General features: G+C 52.0%; 16 protein-coding genes. 3 read left to right on the top strand and 13 right to left on the bottom strand.

What is annotated here, in order from left to right; genetic code table 11:
• Positions 1-85: 85 nt before the first annotated feature.
• Positions 86-1,750: a type 1 glutamine amidotransferase family protein gene (locus CWE11_RS08145; protein ID WP_126777123.1), complete on the bottom strand. Its 1,665-nt coding sequence runs from the start codon at positions 1,748-1,750 to the stop codon at positions 86-88.
• A 172-nt stretch (positions 1,751-1,922) separates the two neighbouring features.
• Between CWE11_RS08145 and CWE11_RS08140 the strand changes: the two genes are divergently transcribed.
• Entirely contained in the window at positions 1,923-2,378 is a 456-nt protein-coding gene (locus tag CWE11_RS08140) for a tRNA (cytidine(34)-2'-O)-methyltransferase (RefSeq protein WP_126777122.1), read from the top strand.
• Positions 2,379-2,528: 150 nt separating this feature from the next.
• Here CWE11_RS08140 and CWE11_RS08135 read toward each other — a convergent pair whose 3' ends face one another.
• The 7 genes from CWE11_RS08135 to CWE11_RS08105 form a co-directional block, all read right to left on the bottom strand.
• A complete protein-coding gene (locus tag CWE11_RS08135; RefSeq protein WP_126777121.1) occupies positions 2,529-3,572 on the bottom strand; it encodes an alpha/beta fold hydrolase in 1,044 nt (347 codons plus the stop codon).
• Positions 3,573-3,874: 302 nt separating this feature from the next.
• Positions 3,875-5,365 (bottom strand): sensor histidine kinase, encoded by a 1,491-nt coding sequence (locus CWE11_RS08130; protein ID WP_126777120.1) that lies wholly within the window; start codon positions 5,363-5,365, stop codon positions 3,875-3,877.
• A gap of 3 nt (positions 5,366-5,368) precedes the next feature.
• Entirely contained in the window at positions 5,369-6,064 is a 696-nt protein-coding gene (locus tag CWE11_RS08125) for a response regulator transcription factor (protein WP_126777119.1), read from the bottom strand.
• Between the two features lie 138 nt (positions 6,065-6,202).
• Complete coding sequence (gene ntrC, locus CWE11_RS08120; RefSeq protein ID WP_126777118.1) at positions 6,203-7,663, bottom strand: nitrogen regulation protein NR(I); 1,461 nt, start codon at positions 7,661-7,663, stop codon at positions 6,203-6,205.
• Positions 7,660-8,790, bottom strand: coding sequence for a nitrogen regulation protein NR(II) (glnL, locus tag CWE11_RS08115; protein WP_126777117.1), 1,131 nt, complete (start codon positions 8,788-8,790; stop codon positions 7,660-7,662). Before glnL ends, ntrC begins: the two co-directional genes overlap by 4 nt.
• A gap of 145 nt (positions 8,791-8,935) precedes the next feature.
• Positions 8,936-10,345, bottom strand: coding sequence for a glutamate--ammonia ligase (gene glnA / locus CWE11_RS08110; protein ID WP_126777116.1), 1,410 nt, complete (start codon positions 10,343-10,345; stop codon positions 8,936-8,938).
• A 224-nt stretch (positions 10,346-10,569) separates the two neighbouring features.
• Positions 10,570-11,220: a DsbA family protein gene (locus CWE11_RS08105; protein WP_126777115.1), complete on the bottom strand. Its 651-nt coding sequence runs from the start codon at positions 11,218-11,220 to the stop codon at positions 10,570-10,572.
• A 165-nt stretch (positions 11,221-11,385) separates the two neighbouring features.
• On the opposite strand from CWE11_RS08105, the gene CWE11_RS08100 reads away from it, so the two are divergent.
• Both CWE11_RS08100 and typA read left to right on the top strand, forming a co-directional pair.
• On the top strand, positions 11,386-12,513 hold the full coding sequence (locus CWE11_RS08100; RefSeq protein WP_198675623.1) for a sensor domain-containing diguanylate cyclase: 1,128 nt from the start codon (positions 11,386-11,388) through the stop codon (positions 12,511-12,513).
• Positions 12,514-12,693: 180 nt separating this feature from the next.
• Positions 12,694-14,526: a translational GTPase TypA gene (gene typA, locus CWE11_RS08095; protein ID WP_126777114.1), complete on the top strand. Its 1,833-nt coding sequence runs from the start codon at positions 12,694-12,696 to the stop codon at positions 14,524-14,526.
• Between the two features lie 185 nt (positions 14,527-14,711).
• On the opposite strand, the gene CWE11_RS08090 is transcribed toward typA, so the two are convergent.
• From CWE11_RS08090 to CWE11_RS08070, 5 genes are all read right to left on the bottom strand, one after another.
• Positions 14,712-15,584 carry a hypothetical protein gene (locus CWE11_RS08090; RefSeq protein ID WP_126777113.1) on the bottom strand — a complete coding sequence of 291 codons (873 nt, stop codon included), beginning with the start codon at positions 15,582-15,584 and terminating at the stop codon, positions 14,712-14,714.
• Positions 15,585-15,904: 320 nt separating this feature from the next.
• Positions 15,905-16,552 carry a PAQR family membrane homeostasis protein TrhA gene (gene trhA, locus CWE11_RS08085; RefSeq protein WP_198675622.1) on the bottom strand — a complete coding sequence of 216 codons (648 nt, stop codon included), beginning with the start codon at positions 16,550-16,552 and terminating at the stop codon, positions 15,905-15,907.
• A gap of 32 nt (positions 16,553-16,584) precedes the next feature.
• Positions 16,585-16,845, bottom strand: coding sequence for a DUF3081 family protein (locus CWE11_RS08080; RefSeq protein WP_126777112.1), 261 nt, complete (start codon positions 16,843-16,845; stop codon positions 16,585-16,587).
• A gap of 74 nt (positions 16,846-16,919) precedes the next feature.
• Positions 16,920-20,054, bottom strand: a complete 3,135-nt coding sequence (locus CWE11_RS08075; protein WP_126777111.1) for an efflux RND transporter permease subunit — start codon at positions 20,052-20,054, stop codon at positions 16,920-16,922.
• Positions 20,051-21,202, bottom strand: coding sequence for an efflux RND transporter periplasmic adaptor subunit (locus tag CWE11_RS08070; RefSeq protein WP_126777110.1), 1,152 nt, complete (start codon positions 21,200-21,202; stop codon positions 20,051-20,053). Before CWE11_RS08070 ends, CWE11_RS08075 begins: the two co-directional genes overlap by 4 nt.
• Between the last annotated feature and the right edge of the window lie 94 nt (positions 21,203-21,296).

Below are 21,296 nucleotides of genomic sequence, written 5' to 3'. Positions count from 1 at the left end.
GGATATCCCACATGCACCCAACGCCCCGTTACGGAGCGTGCGTTGGGAGGATGCATTAAGTACAGCTCCCAACGCGGTGCGTTGGCTACTGCGCTGCTATACCCATGACGCCATTGATGATTTGGCAGCGTCCGCGGGAGAGTTCGAGTTCGCTTTCGTCGTTAACCTGCATCATCAGAACAAAGGTGTCTTGTAACAGACGCAATTGCTGCTCGTTCCGGCACACCAGATCCAGGTTATCGTACAATCCGCTGTCGCCAAGGAAACGCGTAGTTGGGCTATCTGGGCGAACAAAAGATTGTGGCGCCAGCACGGCATCCATCAAGCGTCCACCGCCGATCTGTCCGAGCGTTCCGGTCCGAAGGTAGTGGAAGCTCCCTGCCAACATCGTATCGGTCCCTTGCGCCCCTTCAATCATAAACACGCCTTCTCGGCCGGTGATCTCAAATGCGCCGGTCCGTGCATTCATCAGCACTGCGGTATCTCTGTCAATCCCCATTGAGAATGGCGTTCCAGTGGTTGCCGCGAGTCGCAGCATCCGGCCTTGCCGGCCTTGATGGGCGACATCGGTATCTAAAATTCCAAACCCTAAAAAGCCCAACCCGCCGAGTGGCTCATAGGTGAAGCTCTGTGCATTCATCCCCCGCGGGCACGTATCGTCCAGATCACAATCAAGGGGCGGCGGACGGCGTGCAATGGCCCCTTCACGAATTGCCTCTCGGCTATGTCCGTGGGTAATCATATTGGCGTTCACCAACGCCATCGCTCCTTCTCCTGCACCTCCAATGGCGAGTGTCCCCGCATTGAAGCGTGCGCGCATCTCGGTTAAAAGTGCGGAGGGGCGGTTGTTGGGCACCAATGCACTACGCAGACGGTCGGCACTGCCACCGGTAAAGAACACTGCATCGGCATCGTTTAATAAGGTTTTCCACCCATCTTCCACGCGGCAATAGGCCAATTGTTCTGCATGGCGCACTGGGTCAACCCGCTCGCGATCATACGAGCCGCTCAAGGTGCGACGTAAACGGTCGATGTCTTGGCACCGATTTGCCTCTTGCGCCTGCGTAACGGCCACATCTAATGGCAACCAGTGTGCGCTTGCACCTGCTTGTTCAAATGCTTGCACATGGGCATCCACCGAACGGAACGTATCACGCTCACCGGCGGTTACGACCAGAATGCGTGGCGACCGGTCACCACTAATACCATGCAAGCTCTCGGCAAGAGCCACGAATTGGGTGACGAAGTCCGCAGAATAGTCTCGGTTCATGCCCAAATTCACCACCTCATCCAGCCCTTCCAGCCGAGGCATTTCCAGGTTATCGAGGATTCGGTTGTATTCCGCTTCTGACAAGCGTGAGAGTAAATCGAGATAGGCTCGCGAACGGAGGCGATCGACCAAACGATGCTCAGGGACGACACCCCGTGCAAAGTAATCAACCATCTCGCGAAGCATTTCATCCACTTCTTCACGGACGCTCTCCCGCTCACGCGGCCACAATGAAGAGCGCAAAGCCGCGCGTCGACGGACATCGGTCAGTTGGAAAAGCCGGGTGGTGCGCATCTCGTTTGCGTTAATCCAGCTCGTTTCGGAACAGTAGTCAGAATTCATGCTCGAGCAAATTCGCAGTTCACTGCCCACTAACATGACATTCCACTGCGGGTCATCTGCATTGCTGGTCTCTGCCACGGCTGCACCACTCAACGTAAGAGTCAGGGCGGACAGTACTGCTTTCCAATTCAACTTCATGGGTTCACTACCTTTTACCGAAGACGGTTTGTTCTGCGCGGAACTATTAGAAAGAATTATCGCATGGAAGTTCCTCCGGGACCAATGAGTCGGCCCCGGATCCGACAACCTCTCTGGCGGCTTGAGCGAATCACCGTATAATAAGGGCAAATGTCATCAACTCGAATTCGCCATGTTTCACATTGCCCTTCATACACCGGTTATGCCTGCAAATACCGGCAATATTATTCGTTTGTGTGCAAATACAGGTTGTAAATTGCACCTGATTGAACCCCTTGGATTCGATTTTGAAGAGAAGAAGCTGCGCCGTGCGGGACTGGATTATCACGATCTAGCAAACGTTACACGCTATCCTGACTACGAGGCGTTCCTTCAAGCAATGGCCGGCAAACGGATCTTTGCCTGCACCACGAAAGGTAGTAAAAATTACGCAGATGTGCAGTATTTGGCAGACGATGTGTTGCTTTTCGGTTCAGAAACGGCCGGTTTACCCCCCGAGATTCGGGGTGCGTACCCAGCAGACCGCCGCATTCGCATCCCCATGCAGGAAAGTTCGCGTAGTTTGAATTTATCCAATTCGGTTGCGGTGATTACCTATGAGGCCTGGCGCCAACATGGGTTTTCGTAGCCAACGTAGTTGGTGTAATCGGGGGGTACCAAGCCCAACGCGGTGCGTTTGCTACCAAGCCCAACGCGGTGCGTTGGTTACCAAGCCCAACGCGGTGCGTTGGTTACTAAACCCAACGCGGTACGTTGGTTACTAAACGCGGTGCGCTGGCTACGAGAAAAATGCGATGGCTTCTTTGAGGGCTGCGCTGCGGCGGGGATCGGTTTCCATCAAGATTTCATGAAAACTTCCATCAATCTTCTGTAACCGGGAATCTGCATGGGTGAGTTTTTCGGCAAAACGCCCATGTCCTCGAGGATCGACAATCTGATCCGCTGTGCCAGAGAGCACCAGCACGGGAATGGCAATTCGGTCCGCCTGCTCGATACACATTTCAGCCGCCACCAGCGCCTCGGTCACCCAATGGGATGTCGGCCCACCCACTTTGATTTGCGGTTGCTCCGTGTACATTCGGGTGAAATGCTCATAACGCGCTTCGCTGTGGGTCAGCTTGTTTTCCTGAAAAGGTAATTTCTTCCAGTCACCCGTGCCCGGTGCGTACCAATGTCGGCCAGGTGTCACGATACGGTTAAGAGCCGTCAGCGAGCGCGTCAGCGGTCCCGCAAACCACTGGGGCCAAGGCGCTGTATTGATGCCAAACATCGGCGCGCTGAGCACGACCGATTTCACTCGATGCGCCTTGCCTTGCACATAAAGCGTGGCAATCGCGCCACCCATCGAGTGGGCCAGAATATGCAGCGGTAATTCGCCGAAGCGCCCTTGCAGTTCTTCAATCCACAACTCGAAATCTTGGACGTAGTCCGCAAAACGATTCACATGGCCTTGCTCGGAGTGCGACGTGAGGCGATCCGAGTGTCCTTGGCCCCGGTGATCGATCATCGCAACGGAGAATCCGGCTGCCACGAGATCGAGCGCGACTTCCTGATATTTGAGATAACTTTCTACCCGACCGGGTGAAACAAGCACCCAACCTTTCGGGTGCGGATGCTCAAGAACGCAGTAGAAGATGTGCGCCCGATCAAAGCTACGAAACTCGAGGTGTTCAGCGCGTCGGAAAAAGGCAGCGAGCTGGGTTCGCGACCACTCATCCCATGCGGGATCACTATCTTCAGGACGTGCGTCAAGAACCCGCTCTGCGAGGGCGTCGAGGGCAAGTTCGGTAGCGCTGATATCAAGAGTGGCTGTTTCGTTCATTGCGGGTCACTTCACGGCTGTGTCTGTCTTTATCCTAACGGTTTTTAGCGGCAACGCAATGGGGGTGGTTGGGTTTCCCAGTGCCGCCCAACGCAGTGCGTTGGCTACGGTGTCCCAACGCAATGGGGGGACTGGGTTTCCCAACGCCGCCCAACGCAGTGCGTTGGCTACTAACGCAATGGGGGGATTGGGTTTCCCAGCGCCCAACGCAGTGCGTTGGCTACGGTGTCCCAAAACGCACCGTGACGGAAAGTGCGTTGGCTACGGTGTCCCAAAACGCACCGTGACGGAAAGTGCGTTGGTTACGATGTAGCCGTGACGGGAAATTCGATACGCACTTCAAGGCCGCCGTCTGGGTGGTTGCTTGCATCAATGTTGCCGCCTAACACAGCGGTGGCACGTTGGCACAGTGCCAAACCTAAACCGACGCCCGCTCCGTGATGGCGCGATGGGTCGCCCCGGAAGAAGGGGGCAAACATTTTCTGCCGCTGCTCTTCACTCACCCCAGGCCCCTCATCGCGAACCGTCATTCTTAGCCATGGCTTTCCGTCTTTTGTAAGTGTCTCGGCCCCAACAAAGACTTCACCATCCTCGGGGCCATACTGGAATCCATTGCGCACCAAATTCTCCAGAATTAACCGCAACAACACCGGATCGGAATCGATGGCCAGTAGCTCTTGGGTTGGGAGGTGCATCCGTCCACGCCAGTGGTCATAGGCGTAATACAGATCCGACTGCAAATCATTCAATATATCCATCACATCAATTTGCTCGTGGACCAGCTTATCTAAGCCGTTTTCCAAGCGGGAGAGCCACAAAATACTGTCAATGATTCCGCCAAGCCGGTAGATGTCCTTTTGCAACTGCTGGTAGTTGCGGTCTCCTTTGAGATCCTCTCTTTCGAGCAAATCGAGAGCAACTTGCAAACGCGCCAAAGGTGAGCGCAATTCATGCGAAACATCACTTAGTAAACGTCGCTGCGCATCCCGCGAGGTGGCCAATTCAATCGCCGTCCAACGCATGGTGCGCGCCAACTCGCCGACTTCATCTCGGCGCTTCGGCAGCCGCCGTAAATCGGGCTCGGCGGAGCCGCCCGCAATCTGACGCATGCCATTGCGAAGCTGCCGAAGCGGCCGGACAAACCAAAAACCTAAAATCAGCGCACCAATAAAGGACATCCCGATCGCCAACAAAATGAGGTTCGGTAGCCACTCTTGATCTTGATCTTCAAACTGCGCGGCTAACTCTTCAGTAGTTGCTGGGCGACTGATCACCACCCAACCCTCATTACTGGCCATCGGCCCACCAAATGTCCGGTCTGCAAAGACCATCTGAATCGGTTCAGGACTTTCAAGAATACGGACCGTGAGCGCCAGCTCTTGCTGACTCATCCCCGGAGCAAACCTCGGTTCACTCTGCACGTCCGGCTCACTCCGTTGAGTATTGTTGGTGAGATCGCCTGCCACATCCGGAGCCAGTGCTTCGATATCGAGATCAAGGGAAATATCCGGCGTTTCGTCGGAATCGGAGATCACGGCGGGCTTGAGCGCAACAATCCGATACTGGCCGACCAATAGACGTCCGGGCTGGAGCAACCCGACACTCGAAGGATGCAATAAGATTGGGTCAAGGGAGCGATGAAAATCTTCGCTCAGCGGCTCCGGCCCCGGGGGGCGGACAAAATAAAGAACCGCAGCAAGCGCTGCGGCAATGGTCAACAGAATGAGCACCCAAAATAAGGTGAGCAGTCGAAGTGTTAGAGATTGGTACCACCGTGTGCGGCCAGGCGCCATGCACTAAGATTCCAATAGCTCAGGCTCGGTCACTCGATAGCCGCGACCTCGCACGGTTTGAATGCGGTCCGGTTGCGTCGGTAACTTTTTGCGAATGTTACTGATGTGGACATCTAACGAGCGATCAAACGGGCCAAGTTGACGCCCAAGCACATGGTTCGACAGGCTTTCTTTGGTCACGAGCTGACCGTGATGCATCACTAGCTGACGCAAGACTTCAAACTCGGTTGGCGTAAGGGTGAGCTTTTCACCATCACAGACTGCTTCTGCATTGACCGTATCGAGCTCAAAACCGGCATACCGTAAGTTCTCCACCACAGGTGCTCCACTCTTACCTTTGGCGCGACGCAACAGAGCCCGAACGCGGGCAACGAGCTCGCGGGGGTAAAACGGTTTTGGTAAATAGTCGTCGGCACCCAATTCAAGGCCAACAACACGGTCTACATCGTCACCGCGGGCAGTCAACATCAGGACCGGGGTATCCACCTCGGCGGCACGCAGTTGCTTGAGGACTTGGAGGCCATCAATTTCAGGTAGCATAATATCCAGGAGAATTAGGTCAAACTTCTCGCTGGTGGCGGTTTTCAAACCCGATTTGCCATCTTCGACATGCGTAAGTTTAATGCCCTCGCGTTTGAACACGTCAGTCAGCATCCCGCCCAAATCAGCATCATCGTCGATAAGTAGAATATGCACCACAGCTTTTGCCCTCGATGTAAATAAGTCCAATCTAACGACTTGGCAGTGTAACGAAAGGCGTTTTGCACTCTCTTTACACTTTCCCTTTACGGTTTATCTTTACATTCATAGCCCATCTTTACAAATAAGGGAAACCCCCTATTTTTCTGGCTTTGCCGCGGGTTTTTCGGAGGTTAACGGGTTTTCAGGCGCTGTTTCCCAACGCTGAAGCTTCCGAGTAAGGGTGTTTCGTCCCCAGCCTAAGCGCTCTGCCGCTTGTTGCCGGTGCCCCCCGGTCTGTTCAAGCGCAATCGCCACGGCCATCTGCTCCAACATGTCCTGAATATCCGTAAACGGCACGCCTTCGGCCAGCTTCTCTCGGAGCGTTTCGCTCATGACCGACTGCCAGCTTTGCGCGGCGCTGGGCACCTCGGAATGGACGGGGTTGTCATCGTGCAAACTGGCCAAAGACGGCAGTTCATCCTGATCGACCCAGTCACTGCTTGCCATCACCGTGACCCATCGGCAGAGGTTCTCAAGTTGCCGTACATTGCCAGGCCATGGTGCTTTTTGCAGTGCTTTGAGCGCCTGCTCCGTTAACCGTTTTCGCGGCATCTTGAGTTCTTCGGCAGCTTGATGCAGAAAATGTTCCGCGAGCGCTGGAATATCGCTCCGCCGCTCTTCGAGTGTTGGCAACCGCACGTGGATGACATTCAAGCGGTGATATAAATCTTCCCGAAAACGCCCTTCCGCAATGGCCTTGCGTAAATCAATATGAGTCGCGGCAATCACACGCACATCAACAGTGACCAGTTGATGACTGCCCACCGGATAGAACTGACCCTCAGCCAACGCCCGCAACAAACGGGTTTGCACGGCAAGGGGCATATCCCCAATCTCATCGAGAAAAAGAGTCCCGCCGTTGGCTTGTTGAAAGCGACCGTCCCGGCGTGTTGTGGCGCCAGTGAACGCGCCCTTTTCATGCCCGAAGAGCTCCGACTCAATCAGCTCGCTCGGAATTGCCGCCATATTGAGTGCCACAAAGGGAGCTTGCGCACGCGGCGAGTGTTGATGCAGTGCGCGGGCAACGAGTTCCTTTCCGGTGCCCGATGCACCGGTCAGCAAAACCGTGACACTCGAGCGCGATAACCGCCCAATCGCCCGAAACACCTCTTGCATGGCCGGCGACTCACCGATAATGCCTGTCTCGGTCACTGGAACATCCGAAGCAGGAGATGCCTCGCCTTGCGCTTTGGTAGCGCGCTCCGCCACAGCAATGACTTCATCAAGATCAAATGGTTTCGGTAGATATTCAAAAGCCCCACCCTTGAATGCATTGACCGCACTGGCGAGATCTGAGTGGGCGGTCATCACCACCACCGGCAGATTCGGTAAGCGCTGTTGCAGGCGTTCTAAAACATCCATTCCGTCCATACCCGGCATGCGGACATCGGTCAGAACCAAATCTGGTGTTTGCTCACGTGCAACGGTGGTCAGGGTGTCCAAAAACGATTGTGGCTCGGAGAACATCCGCGGTGTCCAACCTGCAGCGGAGAATGCTCGCTCTAACACCCACCGAATCGAGCTGTCATCATCTAAAATCCAGACGGTCCGGCTCATGACGACGACTCCTCATTCTCTTGTTTGTGCGCTTTACCTTCAGGAAGCTCCTCTAAATAGGGCAACAATACGGTAAACTCCGTGGCTCCCGGACGACTGGTCATCTCGATCTTTCCAGCATGCTGATGCACCAAGGACTGGGCAATCGACAGTCCAAGACCGGTGCCGTTCTCGCGCCCACTCACCAGTGGATAAAACAAGGTATCTTTGAGTTCCGGGAGAATTCCCGGGCCATCATCAAGAACGCTGATTTGCGCACACTGACGGTAACGCTTGCCGTAAATCGTTTCTTGATGCAACACGCGTGTTTTGAGGGTGACAGTGCCTTTCTCTGGCATCACATCAAAGGCATTTTTCACCAAGTTCAATAACACCTGTTCAATCTGGTCCGCGCTCATCGTAAGGTCTGGCAAGCTCGGATCGTAATCTTTCACCACATGCACACCGGGCGGTTGTTCGAGGGAAAGTACATCCAGTACTCGTTGGAGCACTGCATGAATATTCTCAGGCGCCCGCGCGCTCGGACGGTTCGGACCAAGCAAGCGATCAACGAGCGCACGCAAGCGATCCGACTGGCCCATAATCATTTGCGTGTATTCGCGCTGTGCATCACCTAATTGAGAGTGCAGTAATTGGGCGGCGCCACGGATCCCACCTAGCGGATTTTTGATCTCATGCGCCAGCCCACGAACAAGCTGTTGGGCGGCTTCAAGTTGATGCTGCTGAACCTGTTCTTGGTTCAAACGTCGAATTAAGTCCACTTGGCGCAGCTCAAGAATAATGGCCTCGGGAAGCCCCGGTAGTGACGCAGCGGAGGCGGTGAGCTCGACGGTCATAGCTTTGCCGTCATGAAACACCCAACTGACATCGGAATCTGAAATGGTTTGCTGGGTTGCAGGCACTTGCCGCAACAGCTGGAGATCAAAGCTCGAGTAGCGGAACAATGAATCAATGGGCGCACCCAATAAACGACGTGAGCTCCCCGCGAACACAGCCTCTGCTGCGGCGTTCGCATAACAGACCGCTAAATGGGCATCGAGAATCACAATCCCTGTGACGAGCTGATCCGCAAGCGCATCATCCGCTGACAGATGAGTAGGGGTCGTTGAGGGTGTGGAGGTGGCCATGGTTCCTCGCTCGTTTCTCAAGAAACAGGGTTCGCAAGCAGAAGCCAAAGCTTGCACCAATTTGGTGCGGCATACAAGTGAGGGGAAGAAAAAAGGAGCCACACCGCTAGGTGCGGCTCCTACTGCCCTCAGGCAACGTGTGCAGTTAGCACGAGTAGTACATATCGAACTCGACCGGGTGCGTGGTCTTGTTCAAAGTTTCAACTTCAGAACGCTTCAGTTTGATGTAAGCATCAATCATGTCGTCCGTCATAACACCACCGGCTTTCAAGAAGTCACGGTCTTTATCCAAACACTCCAACGCCATCTCAAGTGAGTGCGCTACGGTTGGGATCTCTTTCGCTTCTTCTGGTGGCAGATCATACAAATCTTTGTCCATCGCATCGCCTGGGTGGATCTTATTTTGGATTCCATCCAAACCGGCCATCAACAAGGATGTAAAGGCCAAATAAGGGTTCGATACTGGGTCAGGGAAACGCGCTTCAATGCGGCGTGCCTTTGGATTTGCAACCAGTGGGATGCGAATCGACGCAGAGCGGTTGCGCGCTGAATAGGCCAGCATGACCGGTGCTTCAAAACCCGGTACCAAACGCTTGTACGAGTTAGTCGATGGGTTGGTGAAGGCATTCAATGCACGCGCATGCTTGATGATACCGCCAATGAAATACAGTGCAGTCTCAGACAAACCGCCATACTTGTCTCCGCTGAATAGGTTCTTCCCATCCTTTGCAAGTGACATGTGAACGTGCATTCCTGATCCGTTGTCGCCGACGATCGGCTTCGGCATAAAGGTCGCCGTTTTGCCAAAGGCATGAGCGACGTTGTGCACGACATATTTGTAGATTTGGATTTCATCGCCTTTGTTAACCAGCGTATTAAAACGCGTAGCAACTTCGTTCTGGCCGGCTGTCGCCACTTCATGGTGATGCGCTTCCACCACTAAGCCCATTGCTTCCATGGTTTCAGACATCACGTTGCGGATCTCATGTGATGAGTCCACCGGAGGCACTGGGAAGTAACCGCCTTTAACGCCCGGACGGTGCGCCAAGTTGCCTTCTGCGTAATCACGGCCTGAATTCCACTTCGCCTCTTCCGAGTCGATCTTGTAGAACGAACCGCTCATATCGGTTTGAAAACGCACGTCATCAAAAATGAAGAACTCCGGCTCTGGCCCGAATAATGCTGTATCTGCGATACCAGTAGAGGTCAGATACTCTTCTGCACGACGAGCAATTGAGCGTGGGTCACGGTCATAGCCTTGACGCGTATCTGGCTCAAGAATTGAACAACGTACAATCAATGTAGGCGCTTCAGAGAATGGGTCAATAACGGCACTCTCTGTGTCTGGCTGAAGCACCATGTCAGACTCATTGATGCCTTTCCATCCTGCGATAGAGGAGCCATCGAACATCTTGCCATCTTCAAAAAATTCTTCGTCGATTTGTGACACAGGAATGGTCACGTGCTGCTCTTTACCCTTGGTGTCGGTAAAACGCAGATCAACAAAACGAATTTCTTCCTCTTCAATTAAAGCCAGAATGTCCTGTACAGACATAGTATCCTCCGGTTGCTGGTCACATCTGTGAGTGTTGCTTAAAGGTATAGCAAAGGATGTGCCATATCGCTTACTTATTGAATTATATTGATTTTATTTGAAATTAAGCGACAACAAACTTCGCAATAGCACCATTTTGGTGCGAAAGGCACAGTTAGAAATAAAAAACGCACCATATTGGTGCGTTTTCAGGTATTCAGTTTCATTCTGCGTACGACGAGGCGTTAATCGCGAGTCAGCAGGTAGTTCAGAAGTGCGAAATAGTCTTCATCTGAAACAATATCTTCAGGCAATGGATTCGCGAGTACATACCGGCCATTAACAACGATAGCCGGTACACCCCGAATATTGTTTTGTTGCATGTCATTAAAGCTAGTCTCAAGAATTCCAGCCACCTCTGCGGAGGAAGCCATCGCAAAGACTTCATCTGGGTCAAAGCCTAACGATTCAATAAAGTCCGTTAGGTCCTCACCATCCGGTAAGTCAGGTGCCTTACTGGCATAAAACTCGAGCATCTCAGGCGCAATATCACGTTCAGCTTTCATTTCGAGTGCATGAAAAATACTCCCGTCGACGGTCCAGCGCTGGGTAAGCGCACCGTGGATCCGCACCATCGAAACCTCGGGGTGCTGGTCTTTGTATGCCTGCAAAATAGGTTCGATGCGCTGACAGTAGGGGCAGCCAACCCATAAGTACTCAACCAAAAACGGTTCGGTGTTGCCTTGCTGCACTGGGTAATCGAGTACCAAATAATGCTTCCCAGTCACAAACCCGCCATTCCCGCTTGCTTCAGGGTCTGGCGCTTCAGAACATGCGCTAATAAAAAATACCGTAACCGCGGCCAGTACGGCGGCACTCAACCATTGACGAATCATGGGTAACTATCCTTTATGGTGAATCATGTATTTCAATGCTCAGTCTCAGCATACTGCCAGAAATATCGGGGCGGGCAAAGCCGAAATATATTTTCCCGCGTATACATCTATAATTCCAAGCGCATGCTACGCTTGATCCGATAGACGCTATCATTCGAGGCCCCTATGGCATCTGTATATGGCTCGGCAGCAACTCCCGTTCTCACGGAACTCAACGATTCACTTGGCCAAGGAACGCATGCCATGCTCTCGACTCCATCACAGCGTCTCGCCGAACACGAGGCACGCCTCCAGGCACTCTATCGCTATCAAATTCTCGACTCTGATATTGACCCTGCTTTTGACGCCATTACCGAGCTCGCAGCAATGCTATGCGATACCCCAATCGCGGTGATAAATTTTATCGACAAAGATCGGCAGTGGTTTAAGTCAGAAATAGGCTTGGGCACGCGTGAAACGCCGCTTGACGTCTCCATTTGCGAGCATGCGTTGGGTGAGGAAGAAATTCTTGTGGTGCCGGATACCGAAAAAGATCCTCGGTTCGTAAACAATCCACTGGTTACCGGTGAGCCGCGATTACGCTTTTATGCAGGCGCTTTGCTCAAAAACGATGACGGTCATGTGCTTGGAACGCTGTGCGTATTGGATCAAAACCCTCGGACCATCAGTGAGAAGCAACAAAAGGCCTTAATCGCTTTGGCCCAGCAAGTGATGGCAAAACTTGAGCTCATCAAACTGATTGAAGAGCAAAAGCATCTTTTAGAACAGCTGGAACAGTCTCGCCGGCGTCTGGAACGACAAGCATCCACCGATCCGTTAACCGGCCTGTTAAACCGCCGAGCGATCAATACCGCACTCTCCCATGAACTCCAGCTTCTGCCGGCCATGGAGCGTGAAACCTGCATCCTGCTCCTCGACCTCGACTTTTTTAAAGACATCAATGACACCTACGGCTACACCGTCGGTGATGACGTGCTGCGCAATTTTGCTGCGCTCTGCCGTCAGGCCTTCCGAAAAAGCGATCTTATCAGTCGCTGGGGTGGTGAAGAGTTTCTGGTGCTGCTCCCCGGCGCTTCGATGGAAGCCGCTCAAATGGTAGTCGATCGACTGCGCGACGAATTAACCAAGCGTGACTTAAATGAAGAACATCAACTCAAAGTAACCTTCAGTGCTGGGCTGATTGAAATTGGTCCCTTTGTTGAAGAAGAGGCGCTTTTCACCCAACTCGATCGATTAATGCACGAAGCGAAGTCGACCGGACGCAACCAAACCATCGCTTTTTGCATGATTTAGGACCGCAAAGGCCGGAAATTAGTTACCGTTTTGTTAATTTTCACACCTACACCCCTGTAGGTGCTTTTTTATTCACCGAAATCAGCGTATGATCCGCCCCCCTAAGGCCCGCTGCCCTGAATCGAATCGCTGATGCAGGGTGTAGGTGTGGTCTGCTACCACAGGTTGAAAAGCACGTTTATGTCAAAAGCTATCGAAAAAATTCGCAATATCGCGATTATCGCGCACGTTGACCATGGGAAAACCACCCTGGTTGATAAACTTTTGCAACAGTCAGGCACCTTAGAGAGCCGTGGCGAAATGCAAGAGCGCATTATGGATTCCAACGATCTTGAGAAAGAGCGTGGCATCACCATTTTGGCGAAGAACACCGCGATCAATTGGGGCGATTATCACATCAACATCCTGGACACCCCAGGACACGCCGATTTCGGCGGTGAAGTTGAACGTGTACTTTCGATGGCTGACTCTGTGCTTCTACTTGTTGACGCAGTTGACGGTCCGATGCCACAAACCCGCTTCGTGACGCAAAAAGCGTTTTCGCACGGTTTGAATCCAATCGTTGTTGTGAACAAAATTGACCGTCCAGGTGCACGCCCAGATTGGGTTGTTGATCAAGTCTTTGATTTGTTCGATAACTTGGGCGCTACGGATGAGCAGCTTGATTTCCCAATCATCTACGCATCAGCCTTGAATGGCTTTGCAACGCTGGATCCAGAAACTCCAAGCAGCGACATGACCCCGCTGTTCGAAACCATCATCGAAAAAGTATCCCCGCCGGATGCTGACCTCGATGGACCACTGCAGCTTCAGATTTCTCAGCTCGACTACTCAAGCTACGTCGGAGTTATCGGCATTGGCCGTGTTCGTCGTGGTACGGTGAAGCCGAACATGCAAGTCACCATCGTTGACGCGCAAGGCAACACCCGTAACGGAAAAGTGGGCCAAGTTTTCGGTTACCTTGGTTTGGACCGGATGGAAGTTACTTCATCTCATGCAGGTGACATCTGTGCAATCACTGGACTCGGCGAGCTCAGCATTTCAGATACCATCTGTGCGTACGGCCAACCGGACCCTATGAAGCCGCTTACCGTCGACGAGCCAACGGTCACCATGACCTTCCAGGTCAACACGTCTCCGTTTGCAGGCAAAGAAGGTAAGTTCGTAACCTCACGTCAGATCTTAGACCGTCTTCAGCAAGAGCTGATGCACAACGTCGCATTGCGTGTTGAGCAAACCGAAGACCCAGATAAATTCCGTGTGTCTGGCCGTGGTGAATTGCACCTCGGTGTATTGATCGAAAACATGCGTCGTGAAGGCTTTGAGCTTGCGGTTTCTCGTCCAGAAGTCATCATCAAGTATGAGAATGGCGAAAAACTTGAGCCGTATGAAACCCTGACCGTAGACGTAGAAGATCAACATCAAGGCTCCGTCATGGAAGCGTTGGGCCTGCGTAAAGCAGAGATGACCAACATGAGCCCAGACGGAAAAGGCCGCACACGGATCGACTTTATGGTACCGAGCCGCGGTTTGATTGGTTTCCAAACCGAGTTCATGACGTTGACTTCAGGCACGGGTTTGATTTACCACGCGTTTGATCACTACGGTCCGCACAAAGGTGGCAAGATTGGTCAGCGTATCAACGGTGTTCTGATCTCGAATGCACAAGGTAAATCACTCGCGTTTGCGTTGTTTAACCTGCAAGAGCGTGGTCGTTTGTTCGCATCACACGGTGACGAAGTTTACGAAGGTCAAATTATTGGTATTCACAACCGTTCAAACGATTTGACCGTCAACTGTTTGAAAGGAAAGCAGCTGACCAACATGCGGGCATCAGGAACCGATGAAGCACTGACACTGACACCACCCATTCGGATGTCGCTTGAGCGTGCACTTGAGTTTATCGATAACGATGAACTTGTAGAAGTGACACCAAAGTCTATCCGTATTCGCAAGAAGCTTCTGACCGAGAATGACCGGAAGCGCGCTTCGCGTCAGGCAGAAAAGGCCTAAGCAATAACTAAAAAACCCCGGCTTGCCGGGGTTTTTTGTGCGTATCTTGTCAAATGATCATGTCCACTATCTGAGATGCGGAGTAGACAGTGCCACTCCCATGCTCAGTATGGGTGACAACCGTGCCTCCCACCATAAACCGATTGCCAGCTTTATTTGGCCACTACATACTCACTTATTGAGAACTATTTGCAGCTATCATTAGAGTTCCATGATGGTCCTCTCATGCTTATCGTATTCGGGGACGGGCACACGACATCAGGAAATACCTGATAGTTGGAGGCTTGACTCTGAGTACTCAAGAATCTTTTGACCATCGCCTCGGTTATTTCTAATCTGCTGTCGCAGGAGTCAGAAAGCTGAACATAGAAAAACTCCCTAGCGCTGTTTGGGAAAGTCATTCCAGCCATTGGGTAAGCTGCCTCAGATCTTATAAAATATGACAAAGCATCATAGAGTTCCCTAATTTCATCACGACTCAACTCATCCATATCTATTTGAAATTTAACGATGCAATCGGAACGGCTATATAGATCGTTTTTTTCTAAACTGTCTTCTCCACACGAAGCTAGAAGAAAAATAATTAACCCGGTCAATATAACTCTCATTTCCCACCCCATTTGTATACTTTCACAGCGATCCCCGACGCATTCCCGTGCGGAGACTGATGGGAAGGCCGTCACTTGCACATAGGTCCCATCCATACCAAGCGTCACACTGTCCAGTTCAATTTTGAGATATCTACCCGCATAGACGTCGACGGTAATACCAGTTCCCAAAATAGTAGTTTCGTGTTCCCAATCATTTGCATTTTTTGATGGTTTGTTTTCCTCAGAAGAATACAAATTAAACAACGCCTGAAATGCCCCAGTGACCGCCCCGTTGGCAAACTTGCCGCCGACAATGGAGGATGTGGTTCCTCCGATAGCAGCTGATACAATGGTTCCCGCAACAATCTGATTTCCCATTTCGTCATTGAGGTGGGTTCCGACACCCTTAGCAAAGCCTGCACTAATAAATCCGTGAGCGAACTTTGCACCATTTAAAGATGAGAGCACGCCCCCCCATGTGAATCAAATCAAAATCATTCACCATGGTGTGACCGGTGTAGCCTGGCGACTGGCCTAACCCTCGCCCGTTAACTCCAACGCTCTTGACTCTCTCGAAACTGCCATTATGCTTCGGGAGTTACGTTAAGCCTGAGAAAAGACGGGTATTCAACAGACTTCGTAGGAAAAGCCACTCCCATTAGCAACAACGCTGAGAAGCTCAGTAAAAATTTACGCATTAGCAATCTCCTTCACGTCGTAAGTTGCACATGTGTAGCCGAGTGTTATCGTCGTTAATCGGCAATCCAGACGCCCTAAATCCATTCACATCAAACCGCCAAAATAACACCATAGATCACGGCTAAAAAGTGCGCGATGCTCGCTGCGAGCACAAAGACATGCCAAATGGCGTGGTGGAAGATCATTTGTTTCCTGACGTAAAAGACCACGCCGAGGGAATACAGCAGGCCTCCTGCGAGCAGCCACAACAATCCCGTCATTGGGACCATCTCAAGCATTGGTTTCATCGCAACCAATGCCATCCAGCCCAAACTGAGGTACAAGGTTAAGGAAAGCCATCTCACACGTTCTTTTTTCATCGTTTCGAGCAGGACGCCAAGAATAGCGATAGTCCAAATGATGATAAACAGTGTCCAGCCCCATGGGCCACGCAGGTTCACGAGTAAGAATGGAGTGTAGGTTCCGGCAATGAGGATAAAGATCAGGGCATGGTCCATCAGTTGGAACACACGCTTGGCTTTTGCATTAGTAATCGCGTGATAGAGCGTCGAGGCGGTATAGAGAAGAATAACAGAAGCACCATAAATGGAGGTACTGACCACCATCCAGATATCACCGTATTGTACCGACAAAGCGACCATAACCACCAAGCCAACAATGCCGAGAACAGCGCCAATTCCGTGGCTAACCGAATGTGCTATTTCTTCGAGGAGTGTGTACTTCTTTGCTGAACTCATGATCACCTCTGACCAGTTAGATGAGTTCGCATTTAATCATAATTCTGATCGATGTACTTTAATTTCTTCACGAAGTTTTCGAATGCACGCTCGGAGTCGTAGTCAAGATGATAGGTATTATGGAAGCCCGTCCGAAGCTTCACGTTGTAGCCCTCAAGGAAAACTGTGTAGCCATCGTGGTCTGTGAACCCGGTAACCCCCTCAAGTACATGGCGGCCCTCTTCATGCTCACCATGATCTTGTATCTTTTCAAACACGCTGAGGATCATACGTACACTTAAGTCGTCTTTCATACTGGCCTCATTTCTAACTTTTCTGATGCTAGATCTATGGCACTACAATACGAGAAACTCAAGTAACCGGGCCATTACGACCCGGCTTTTTCTTTCAAAAGTTCACGCTTCAAAAAGGTCTTCTCTATCCATTGATAGAAAACCGGAATGAAGAAGATAGATACGAAGGTTGCGACTAGCATTCCGCCCACCACGGTAATGCCTACTGACTGGCGTGCTGCAGCGCCAGCACCGGAGCTGAGAGCCAACGGTAACGCACCTAAGATAAACGCTAATGAGGTCATGAGGATCGGGCGGAAACGTTGTCGACAGGCGGTCAGAGCAGCGGCCGTCAACGTCATACCGCGTTTTCGATTCAACACAGCAAACTCAACGATCAAAATGGCGTTTTTGGCAGACAATCCGAGTAGAACCAATAAGCCCACTTGGAAGTAGATATTATTCTGCATGCCCGTAATCCACGTCGCGACGACCGCACCGAAAATTGCGAAAGGAACTGCAGTGAGGACTGCCAGTGGCAGAGACCAGCGCTCATATTGCGCAGCCAACAGTAAGAACACCATTAACATCGCAAAGCCAAAAGCCAAGCTCGCGGCATTGCCACTATCGCGCTCTTGTCGTGATGCACCAGTCCAAAACAATTGATAGTCTTGGTCTTCACTGACTAACTCAAGGACAACTTCCTCAAATGCACGCATGGCTTGCCCTGAGCTGTAACCTTGCGCAGGATCGGCCAACAGGCGTGCTGCTGGGCGGTTATTGTAACGATGGACCGTGTCTGGGCCTGTGGTCCGCTCAAGACGTACAAGTGAGTCGAGCGGAATCATTTCGCCACTGCTCGAGCGCACAAAGACATCGGCCATGTTATGCGGGCCTTCACGGAATGATGATTCACCCATCATGTAAACCCGCCAGGCGCGCCCGAGGAAGTTGAAGTCGTTGAGCGTTGTACGACTGAAGTTCGCGGACATGGTCGAGAAAATGTCTGTTATGGCCACCCCAGAGGACTTTGCACGCTCGCGATCGACATGGGCGACATACCGAGGAATGTCCATCGACAATGTCGTTCGAACATTCTGCAGCTCGGGCCGCTCATTCGCATGCTCAATCACGTCATTTAGCCGCGCAATCAAGTTCTCGTTATCACCATCCATAATCGCCACGAGATAAGCTTCTAAACCACCGGTCGTTGAGATTCCGGAGATGGGAGGCGGATTAAACGCGGTGATCGTTGCTTCACGATGGTCACTCCCCATTTCATTAATTTGTTCGGCGAATTGAAATGAACTATTCCGGCGCAGATTGCGATCATCCCAATGCTCAAGGGTCACAAAGCTTGCGCCAACATTCGGTTTCCGCCCTCCATTTACGAGGTCGTAGCCCATGAAGGTCAGTGTATTCTGCACCGAATCGGTATTGCGCAATTGCTCGTTCCAGCGCAATGACATATCACGCGTCCGATCAAGCGAGGCGCCTTCCGGTAAGCGATGACTCACGAGGACATAGCCTTGATCTTCGTCTGGCACGAGGCCACCTGGAAGCTGAGTAAACCCACCGTAGGCCACGGCGGCCAACGCTACGAAAACAGCAAAAGCAATACCGGTGCGTTTCAACATGAAGCGCACGCCATCGGTGTAACGTTGGGTCGCTTTTTCAAACCATACGTTAAATTTTTGAAGGACTTTGGGTGGTGCCTCTGGTTTCTCTTTTAGGATTTGTGCACACAATGCTGGGCTCAACGTCAACGCGACAAAACCTGATAGAATAACAGATACAGCGATAGTAAGTGCAAACTGCTGATACATAACACCGGCTAGTCCACCCAAAAATGCAACCGGTATAAACACGGCTGCAAGCACCAAAACCATCGTGATAATCGGCGCGGAGACCTCTTCCATGGCTTCAATTGCTGCTTGTTTGGGGGTGAGTCCTTTTTCGCGCATCAAGCGCTCAACATTCTCTAGCACGACGATGGCATCATCCACCACAATCCCTATCGCTAACACCATGGCCAACAAGGTCAGTAGGTTGACGGAGAACCCAAACACATACATGCCCGCGAATGCACCGATTAATGCAACCGGAATCGAGAGCAATGGAATAAGTGTTGCGCGCCAGCGCTGTAAGAATAAATAGATAACCCCCATAACCAAGAGCAACGCTTGGAATAGGGTTAAGACCACCTGCTGGATGGAGACTTTCACGAAGTCTGTCGTATCAAAAGACACCGAGTAGGCGACACCGCTGGGGAATGATTGGCTCATTCGCTCCATGACGCGGTCGACTTCTTCCGATACTTCCAAAGCATTTGCACCGGGGCGCAGGAAGATCCCCATTGGCACCACGGTTTCGCCATTTTGAATGGCATCAAAATCATAGTTGCTCGCACCGAGTTCGACGCGCGCTACGTCACGCAAGCGCACTACCGACCCGCCAGGCTCAGAGCGCAAAATAATCTCTTCAAATTCTTCAACGGTCGAGAAACGCCCTTCGGTTCCGATCGGGAGCGTTAACTCCTGGGGGTTCTCTGGATTTGGAGCATCACCGAACCGCCCCGCTGCGAACATATTATTTTGTTCGTTTACTGCGGCACGCACATCGGCTGGGGTCATGCCGTAGTCGGCAAGTTGGTCCGGCCGTAACCAGAGCCGCATGGAATAGGTTTTGGACCCAAAGAAGGTGACCTGAGCAACACCGTTAATCCGGCTTAATTCATCTTGCACGGTCAAGGTCGCGTAGTTATTCAAGAATAACGAATCACGGCTACCATCCGGCGAGCTTAAAGAAACAATCTTCAGGATTGCGCTCGATTGCTTGCGAATCTCTACGCCGCTGCGTTGGACCTCTTCGGGAAGGCGCGAGTAAGCCCGTTGAACTTGAGCCTCAACATCAATGGCTGCTTGGTCAACATCGGTGCCTACCTCAAACACGACGGTAATTGAAACCGAGCCCGTGTCGTCCGCAGATGAGGTCATATACAGCATGTTTTCAACCCCATTGATATACAGCTCAATGGGGGCGGCAACCGCTTGGGAGGCTGCCTCGGCGGTCGCGCCGGAATAACTGGCGCTCACCACCACTTGCGGAGGAACAATCTGTGGATACTGCTGGACCGGCAGAATGCGAAGTGACATCAACCCCGCAAGCACAATCAAAATCGAGAGGACCGATGCCAGCACCGGACGCTCAATAAAATGGCGTGCAATCATTCAGCTTCCTCCACGTGCACCCGAGTCCCTGGTTGCAGCATGGATAAACCTTCAACAATCACCCGGTCACCGCTTGCCAGACCTTGCTCAATTAACTGTTCATTGCCAACACGAACCCCAAGCGTTACCTCGCGTACTTGCACGGTATCTTGGTTGTCCACGATGTACACCACGGAGTGACGGCCTGATTGGATAATCGCACGTTGTGGCACTGTGATTGCGTGGGTCAACTCAATTTGTGGCAACTGCACCCGCACAAATTGGCCCGGAAGTAGGGTCATGTCTGGGTTTGGAATCACCGCACGCGCTTCAATGCTGCCGGTTTCGCGGTCAACAATTCGGCTCACGTAATCGATATAGCCTTCAATAGGATGCTCACGACCATCGCTGAACCGCAACCGTGCTGGCGGACCGTCTTGCTCGTCTTCGGCATTCAAACTGGTCACACGCAGCAGGTAACGCGTCGCAATATCGCTCTCTGGCACATTAAAGTGAACATAGATTGGATCGAGGCTTACGATCGTGGCCAGCGTGTCGTTTGCTTGAATCAAGTTTCCAACCGACACCGACTCGCGACTCGCAACTCCGGTGATCGGGGCTTTGATCTCTGTGTAACTGTAACGCAATTTAACGTCTTCAAGCTGCGCGCGGGCTGCCTCAAGATCCGCTTCCGCCATTTCGACGCGCGATTGTGTTTGGTCGAGCTCCCGCGCACTGACTGCACCGTCAGTAAACAGATTCTCGACTCGTGCCCAATCGCGGCGGGCCTCGTTAAATGTTGCCTCTGCACTGGTTAGCTCAGCTTGTGCTTTTTGCAGATCGACTTCGTAAGGTGCTTGCTCAATTGAAAACATCACCGTGCCAGATTCGACGAGCTGACCTTCACTAAAATGCCGAGCTTCGAGCTGGCCGCCGACGCGGGCTCGAACTTCAGCTACCATCGAGCCTTCCGTTCGGGCGGCAAATGAGCGTTCGAGCTCAAGGGTTTCTGCTTCAACGGTTTTCACTAATACACGGTGTGCAGGACGCGTTTCTGCGTCGTTCATTGCCGTGCCATCAGAACACGCAGACAGGTGGGCAAGCATAACTGTGGCGCTTGCGATCACCACGATGCGTTTCCATGCGGTCGTGGTCTGCTTCAATTTCATAGGAATCACTCCAATCGGTGTCTTTACAATTGTAAAGATGACGGAACACGGAGCAAGCTAACAGTCGATTTACCTTTACTTTACGGTATTCAAC

This window comes from Aliidiomarina sanyensis (genome assembly GCF_003987175.1).
Taxonomy (GTDB): domain Bacteria; phylum Pseudomonadota; class Gammaproteobacteria; order Enterobacterales; family Alteromonadaceae; genus Aliidiomarina; species Aliidiomarina sanyensis.
This window is presented reverse-complemented; position numbering and strand designations above follow the sequence as displayed.

Coding starts and splice junctions, on each gene's coding strand:
- CWE11_RS08145 (WP_126777123.1), bottom strand. CDS start 1,750: ATGAAGTTGAATTGGAAAGCAGTACTGTCCGCCCTGACTCTTACGTTG.
- CWE11_RS08140 (WP_126777122.1), top strand. CDS start 1,923: ATGTTTCACATTGCCCTTCATACACCGGTTATGCCTGCAAATACCGGC.
- CWE11_RS08135 (WP_126777121.1), bottom strand. CDS start 3,572: ATGAACGAAACAGCCACTCTTGATATCAGCGCTACCGAACTTGCCCTC.
- CWE11_RS08130 (WP_126777120.1), bottom strand. CDS start 5,365: ATGGCGCCTGGCCGCACACGGTGGTACCAATCTCTAACACTTCGACTG.
- ntrC (WP_126777118.1), bottom strand. CDS start 7,663: ATGAGCCGGACCGTCTGGATTTTAGATGATGACAGCTCGATTCGGTGG.
- glnL (WP_126777117.1), bottom strand. CDS start 8,790: ATGGCCACCTCCACACCCTCAACGACCCCTACTCATCTGTCAGCGGAT.
- glnA (WP_126777116.1), bottom strand. CDS start 10,345: ATGTCTGTACAGGACATTCTGGCTTTAATTGAAGAGGAAGAAATTCGT.
- CWE11_RS08105 (WP_126777115.1), bottom strand. CDS start 11,220: ATGATTCGTCAATGGTTGAGTGCCGCCGTACTGGCCGCGGTTACGGTA.
- CWE11_RS08100 (WP_198675623.1), top strand. CDS start 11,386: ATGGCATCTGTATATGGCTCGGCAGCAACTCCCGTTCTCACGGAACTC.
- typA (WP_126777114.1), top strand. CDS start 12,694: ATGTCAAAAGCTATCGAAAAAATTCGCAATATCGCGATTATCGCGCAC.
- trhA (WP_198675622.1), bottom strand. CDS start 16,552: ATGAGTTCAGCAAAGAAGTACACACTCCTCGAAGAAATAGCACATTCG.
- CWE11_RS08080 (WP_126777112.1), bottom strand. CDS start 16,845: ATGAAAGACGACTTAAGTGTACGTATGATCCTCAGCGTGTTTGAAAAG.
- CWE11_RS08075 (WP_126777111.1), bottom strand. CDS start 20,054: ATGATTGCACGCCATTTTATTGAGCGTCCGGTGCTGGCATCGGTCCTC.
- CWE11_RS08070 (WP_126777110.1), bottom strand. CDS start 21,202: ATGAAATTGAAGCAGACCACGACCGCATGGAAACGCATCGTGGTGATC.